Source organism: Candidatus Aminicenantes bacterium (assembly GCA_026393795.1).
In the GTDB taxonomy this organism is placed as follows: Bacteria; Acidobacteriota; Aminicenantia; order UBA2199; family UBA2199; genus UBA2199.
Genome location: JAPKZL010000076.1, coordinates 1 through 3518, shown reverse-complemented (window position 1 = coordinate 3518; position 3518 = coordinate 1). Strand labels below are relative to the sequence as shown.

Annotated in this window: 4 protein-coding genes; all 4 read right to left on the bottom strand. The window is 52.8% G+C overall.

What is annotated here, in order from left to right:
- A partial coding sequence (gene mltG / locus NTW95_03720; protein ID MCX6556531.1) for an endolytic transglycosylase MltG occupies window positions 1-941 on the bottom strand: 941 nt, incomplete at its 3' end.
- On the bottom strand, window positions 938-1345 hold the full coding sequence (ruvX, locus tag NTW95_03715) for a Holliday junction resolvase RuvX (protein ID MCX6556530.1): 408 nt from the start codon (window positions 1343-1345) through the stop codon (window positions 938-940). The genes mltG and ruvX, both read right to left, overlap by 4 nt.
- The gene (locus NTW95_03710) at window positions 1326-2378 is read right to left on the bottom strand and encodes a D-alanine--D-alanine ligase (protein ID MCX6556529.1); all 1053 of its coding nucleotides are present in this window, start codon (window positions 2376-2378) and stop codon (window positions 1326-1328) included. Before NTW95_03710 ends, ruvX begins: the two co-directional genes overlap by 20 nt.
- A 151-nt stretch (window positions 2379-2529) precedes the next feature.
- Window positions 2530-3518: hypothetical protein (locus NTW95_03705; protein MCX6556528.1), on the bottom strand; the 989-nt coding region annotated here is incomplete at its 5' end.

Genomic DNA, 3518 nt, shown 5'->3' with positions numbered 1-3518 from the left:
TGCGACCCGGCGTCCTTGGCCACGAAAAAAAGATAATCGCTGTTTTCCGGATACAGGGCGGCTTCCAGGGAGGCATAGCCGGGGTTGGCGATGGGGCCGGGCGGCAGTCCCCGGTACAGGCGGGTGTTGTATGGGGAAGGAAACTTCAGGTCGTCCCAGCCCAGCTTCCCCCGGTAGAGGCCGGCTTTTTTAAGGGCATAGATAATGGTGGAATCGCAGTCGAGCAACATCCGGTGGCGCAAGCGGTTATGAAAAACCGAGGAGATCAGGAAGCGTTCGTCGCGGGCGGCGGTCTCCTTTTCGATCAGCGAGGCCATGATGACCGCCTGGCGGACGGTGAGACCGATGTCGCGGGCGCGCCAGATGAGGGTGTTGGAAAAAATCTCGCGGAAATGTTTGACCATCAGCGCCGCCATTTCCGAGGCCGATATGTCCTTGCGCACCAGGTAGGTGTCGGGGAAAAGGTAGCCCTCGAGGTCGTCGGCATCCGCGTCCAGGTCACCGATCGGGTCGGTATTGCGGGCGGCGTGCATGAATTCCCCGGCGCTGAACAGTCCGGCTTCCTGAAAAATCATCGCCATGTCCTCGATCATCAAGCCTTCAGTGAAGGTTAGTTTGTAGAGGATCGCCTTGCCCAGATCGAGTTTTTTTATGACCTGGCGCATGGTCAGCGGGCCGTCGAAGAGATATTCTCCCGCCTTCAGGGTCTTGCCGCGGAAAAACAGGCTGTAGTAGCGCTTGAAGTAAGCGGCGCTGGCGATGACCCCCTGCCGCTGCAGCAGAAAGCTGATGGCGGCCACCGAATAGCCGGGCTTGATGCGCACGATGGTTTTGGCCGGATAGCCCTGGTAGGGCACGAACACCTTGCGGTAGACATCGAAGCCGAACCAGGCCAGCAGAAGCGCGGCGGCGAGGAACAGGTAGAGGATGGCTTTTTTCATTGCTGCTCGAAATAGTTTTTCAGGATGACTTGGGCGGCCAGGCTGTCCAGAAACGTTTTGCGCTGGCGGTAATTGGCGCTCAATTCCCTGCCCATTTCCTCGGCCGCGACACTGCTCAGCCGCTCATCGACACGGGAGATGGGCAACGCGATGCGCTTGCTCAAATAGCCGATGAACTGATCGATCCTCAAGCAGGCGGGGCCGCGGCTGCCGTCCATGTTCAGCGGGTAGCCGATGGCGATGGCCTCGATCTCGAACTCCCCGATGCGCTTGACGATCTCTTCCAGGACATGGCGGCGGTTGTGGGCCGGGATCTGCTGCAGCGGCGTGGCCACGCGGGTCTGTGAATTGCCCACGGCCAGGCCGATGCGCTTGCTGCCGAAGTCAACGGCCAATACCCGCATCGACGTTTTCCTTGCGCCTGGCGAAATGATCAAATCCGTAATCGATGAGGCAGTCGAGCAATTGGCTGAACGTGATGCCCTGCGCCTGCCACAGCTTGGGAAACATGCTGATGGTGGTGAAGCCGGGAATGGTGTTGATCTCGTTGATCAACACTTCATCGCTGTTGTTTTCCAGGAAGAGGTCGACGCGGGCGTAGCCGTTAAGGAACAGGGTGCGGTAGGCTTTGTGAACGGTTTTCCTGACCTGAGCTTCGATCTTTTCGCCCAATTGGACCGGGATGCGGAACTGGGTCTTGCCGTCCAAGTACTTGTCGGCGTAGTCGTAAAATTCATTCGCGGGCAGCAGCTCGCCGGGCGCCGAGACCATGATCTCGTCGTTGCCCATGACCGAGACCTCGAGCTCGCGCATGGCGATGACCTTCTCGATGACGATCTTATTATCGTAGCCGAAGGCGAGATCGACAGCGGCCAGGAGCCCGTCCCGATCCTTGGCCTTGCGGATGCCTACCGACGACCCCAGCGAGCAGGGCTTGACGAAGACCGGGTAGCCGAGCTTCTTCTCGGCCAGCTCAACGATCTGCTCGTGGATGTTCTCGCTGAAATGGAGGAACGGCGCCTGTTTCAGCCCGGCCTGGGCGAACAGGAGCTTGGAAACGACCTTGTCCATGGCCAGCTGCGAGGAGAAGCTGCCGGCGCCCACGAAGGGCTTGCCGGCCATTTCGAACAGCCCCTGGATGCGGCCGTCCTCGCCGTTGGGGCCGTGAAGCATCGGGAAGTAGATGTCGACGTCGACGGCCTCGACCAAGCAGGAACTCCAAGGCATGAAGGAGTTGAAATTTTCCTGCTTTAACTCTTCTTCCTTGAAACTTGTGTTCTTGGTCAGGCACCACTCCCCCGCCCTGTCGATATAGATCAGGAAGGGCTCGTAACGCTCTTTGTCCAGGTTCTCCCAAACGGACTTCGCCGACATCAGCGACACCGCATGTTCCGCCGACTTGCCGCCGAAGATCACTCCGACCTTAACTTTTTTCATAATAGTACCTGTAACCTATTTTCCCATTATTGTTGGGAATAGTCATCATCTAAGTAATGGTCTATTAGCACAATTATATTACTCAAAAGTCATTGTAACATCAGGAAAAATTGAGGTCAAATTATCTTTTATTTGAAATGCCAGCAATTGTTTATTTTCTCTGAAGCTCCTGGAGTCTCCTTAACGCGGCATTGCGCACATCAATTTCTTCATCATTCTTGGCAATATCGGCAAGAACAGCCCGACTGGTAATTTTTTCTACCGCGACCCAGCGCACATTTTTATCTTTATCATTCCTGGCAATTTTGGCCAGCACATTCTGGTCAGTAAGTTTTTCCACCGCTGCCTGGCGCACACTATATTCCTCATCATTCCTGGCAATATCGATATAAATGGTTTGTGCCAGAGACTTACTATTGAGTTTACCTGCTGCAGCCAAGCGCACATATCCTTTTTTACTTTTTCTGGCAATCTCGGTGAGAAGAGCCTGGTTGGTAAGTTTTCTCAAGGCTTGATCGAACACAAGCAAATTTGTATCATTCTTTACTATATTAGCATAAACAATTTGCGCAAGAGACTTGTTATTGAGTTTATTTGCGGCAACCAAAAGTGTTTCACCATTTTTATCATTCCGGGCAATCTTTGTGAGAACAGCCTGGTTGACAACTTTATATGCCGCTTCTGTGCGTACTTGTTCATTTTCATCATTCAGGGCAATTTCGGCCAGGCAATCTTTGTTATCAAGCTTTCTCACCGCTGCCAAACGATCATCAGAGTTTTTGCCATTCTTTGCCACATCAGCCAATGCCGATTGGTCAATAAGTTTTTCCACAGCTGCCTTGCGCACCCTATATTCTTCATCATTTTTGGCAATATCAATATAAATAGTTTGGGCAAGAGATTTGTCATTTAGTTTATCTACAGCAACCAGGCGTACATAGCCGTTTTTTTCATTTTTGGCAAAATCAGCCAGGAGAGTCTGGTCGTTAAGTTTTCTTATTGCATCTTGTCGCAAATTATCGTTTTCACCAGTTTTAGCCAAATCAGCATAAACTTTTTGCGCAATAGACTGATCATTGAGCTTATCCGCAGCGGCTATGCGCACGTAACAACTTGCATCATTCTTGGCAATATCAGCCA

Bases quoted from the DNA above. Each gene is read 5' to 3' on its own strand.
- ruvX (MCX6556530.1), bottom strand. From the start codon at position 1,345: ATGCGGGTATTGGCCGTTGACTTCGGCAGCAAGCGCATCGGCCTGGCC.
- NTW95_03710 (MCX6556529.1), bottom strand. From the start codon at position 2,378: ATGAAAAAAGTTAAGGTCGGAGTGATCTTCGGCGGCAAGTCGGCGGAA.